General features: G+C 70.0%; 2 protein-coding genes. Both read left to right on the top strand.

From position 1 onward, the window contains the following. Nucleotides 1–121: 121 nt before the first annotated feature. Nucleotides 122–1,033 carry a carbohydrate ABC transporter permease gene (locus MXD60_RS21435; protein WP_518468405.1) on the top strand — a complete coding sequence of 304 codons (912 nt, stop codon included), beginning with the start codon at nucleotides 122–124 and terminating at the stop codon, nucleotides 1,031–1,033. A 95-nt stretch (nucleotides 1,034–1,128) separates the two neighbouring features. Further along, nucleotides 1,129–3,204 (top strand): tetratricopeptide repeat protein (locus MXD60_RS29505; RefSeq protein WP_248821126.1); only part of this gene is annotated, 2,076 nt, incomplete at its 3' end.

The following is a 3,204-nucleotide window of genomic DNA, read 5'->3' as shown; positions in this document are numbered from 1 at the left end:
CCGGGCCCCCCCCCCCCCCCCCCCCCGGGGCGGCGGGCGGCCGGCGGGCCGCGGCCGCCCCCCGCGACACCCGACGACCCGCGACACCCGACGACCCGCGACGACTGACAGGAGAGCGGACGTGGCACTCGCCATCGAATCGCCGCTGACCGACGACCGGCCGGCGCCCGGCACCGCCGGCCCCGCCGCCGTGGCGAAGGACGGCGACGAGGTCCCCGGCGGCCGCTCCCGGGTCATGACCGTCGTCGGCCATCTCACCCTCGCCCTGCTCGGCGTGGCCTGCATCTTCCCGATCTACTGGATGTACGCGACGTCGCTGCGGCGCCCCGACGACGTCTACAACACGTCCGTCCTGCCGTGGCCGCTGTCGGTCAAGAGCTACTCCACGGCGCTCGACCAGCTCGACCTCGCCCGGCTGCTGCTGAACACGACGTGGGTCGCCCTGCTCACCGCGATCGGGCAGCTGCTGACCAGCGTGCTGGCCGCCTACGCCTTCGCGGTGTGGAACTTCCGCGGCAAGAAGCTGCTCTACCTGGCGTTCGTCGGCACCTGGCTGGTGCCGTTCCAGGTCACGATGCTGCCGAACTACGTGCTGCTGCACAACCTCGGGCTGCTCAACTCGCTGTCCGGCGTGATCGTGCCGAACCTGGTGTCCGCGCTCGGCGTGCTGATGCTGCGCCAGCACTTCGACAGCTTCCCCAAGGAGCTGCTGGAGGCGGCCCGGATGGACGGCCGGTCGTCCTGGTCGACCCTGTGGACCGTGGTCGTGCCCAACCTGCGCGCGCCGCTCGCGGCACTGACGATCCTGCTGTTCGTCAACGCGTGGAACGAGTACTTCTGGCCGGCGATGGTGCTCCAGCGCGGCAACCTGGTCCTGCAGCTCGGCATCAACAGCTTCATCAACTCCGTCGAGACCGAGGAGTGGGGCCCGCTGACCGCCGCCGCCGGCCTCGCCACCCTCCCGATCTTCGCGCTCTATCTGGCGCTACAGCGCCACGTCATCAACGGCTTCGTCCGCTCCGGCCTGCGCTGACCGTCAACAGTCCGACACCGAGACAGCCTTTCGCCCTGTTTTCAGCGATGATTCAACGCACAGAGAGCGAGTAACCGGAGCGGGCGGGGGTCCGGGTGGGTGAGCGGCGGCGCAGTCTGCAGGACCGGATCCGGGCCCGGCAGTCCGATGTCTTCGTCGGCCGCTCCGAGCAGCTCCGCCAGTTCGAGCAGAACCTCCAGCTGCCGTTCGACGATCCCCGGCAGCGTTTCCTGTTCAGCGTGTTCGGCGACGCCGGGATCGGCAAGACGTTCCTTCTCCGCCAACTCGCCCGCGTCGCGCGGGAAAAGGGCTGGCGGACCGCGACCGTGGACCACACCGTCCTCGACGTCCCGGGCACCATGGCGTCGATCGTCGGGCAGCTCGACCAGGCTGGACTGAAAGTCCGCCGGTATTCCGAGCGGTACGCGTCCTATCAGTCGCGACGCGGGGAACTCGCCACCGACCCGGATGCGCCCGACGGCCTGTCGTCGCTGCTGACCAAGGCCGTCGTCCGCGTCGGTCTGCACGCGGCCGGCGATGTCCCGATAGCCGGAGCCCTGGCCGAGGCGATTGACACGGATGCGGCGGCGGAGCAGGCCGACCGGTTGCGCCGCTTCCTCGCCGGCAAGTTCCGCAACCACGACGACCTGCGCCTGGTCATGTCCCCGGTCGCCGAGCTGACTCCGGCGTTCGTCACCGATGTGGCCCAGACCTGCGAGCAGGCGCCGCTCGCGCTCTTCTTCGACACCTATGAACGCACCGGCGCCTTCCTCGATGCCTGGCTCCTCGATCTTCTCGAAGGCCGCTATGGAGACCTGCCCGAGAATCTGGTCATCGCCGTCGCCGGTCAGCACCCGCTCGACCCGAACCGCTGGGCGCCGTTCTACGGCCTGCGGGCCGACATTCCCCTGCGGGTCTTCACCGACGACGAGGCCCGCGAACTGCTCACCGCCCGCGGCGTCACCGACCCCCGCGTCATCGACGTCATCCTCACTCTGTCCGGCCGCCTACCGGTGCTGCTGGCCATGCTCGCCGAAAGCCGCCCCGCCACGCCCGAGGAGATCGGCGACCCCAGCGGCGACGCCGTCGAACGTTTCCTGCGCTGGGAGGAGGACGACGCACACCGCCAGGCGGCCCAGCTCGCCGCCCTGCCCCGGGCCGTGGACGCCGACCGGGTCGCCGCCGTCCTCGACCTCGACGATGCGACCGCCGCCGAGACGTTCGCCCGGCTGCGCCGCTTTCCCTTCGTCTCCGTCCGTGCCGAGGGCTCCCACCAGTACCACGACGTCGTCCGCGACCCGATGCTGCGCCAGATCCGTCGCGACTCGCCCAACCTCTGGCGCGCCGCCCACCTGCGCCTCGCCGAGCTCTACCAGACCCGCCGCGACACCACCGGCCTCTCCGGCGGCGAAGGCATCCGCGACGACGCCTGGCAGTCGCACGCCGCGGAAACGATCTACCACCGTTTCTGCGCCCACGAGCCCAGCGCACTCACCGACGCCGTGCACCACCTGATCGACACCTGGTTCTGGTCCACTCCCGAAGCAACCCGCCGCGTTGCCGAAGCCATCGCCACAGCCGGCCGAGACGCCGCCCACCCAGAGGCTGCGAGGCGCGCGGCAGCCATACTCGCCCCACTGACAGCAGTTCCGCCGGATCCGGTCGCGCTGCTGACGATTCTCCTGCAGGACTCGACGTGCGACGCGATCCACCGCGCCCGAGCACTCGCCGACCGCGGCGAAACACATCGCCTGAACGGCACCCACGAAGCAGCGCTGGCCGACTTCACACGCGCCATCGAACTGAACCCCGACTATGCCTGGGCGTTGGGAAGCCGCGGGCGGACCTACCGGGCACTGGGCCGTTATGACGACGCCCTCGCAGACCTGAACCGCGCCCTGAACATCACACCGGACAAGGACTGGATCCTGGCCGACCGCGGCGAAACACACCGCCTGAACGGCACCCACGAACCAGCACTCGCCGACTTCACACGCGCCATCGAACTACACCCCGACTATGCCTGGGCGTTGGGAAGCCGCGGACAGACCTACCGGACACTGGGCCGTTATGAGGACGCCCTCGCAGACCTGAACCGCGCCCTGAACATCACACCAGACGAGGACTGGATCCTGGCCGAACGCGGCGAAACACACCGCCTGCACGGCAAC

Source organism: Frankia sp. AgB32 (assembly GCF_023243045.1).
Taxonomy (GTDB): domain Bacteria; phylum Actinomycetota; class Actinomycetes; order Frankiales; family Frankiaceae; genus Frankia.
This window is presented reverse-complemented; position numbering and strand designations above follow the sequence as displayed.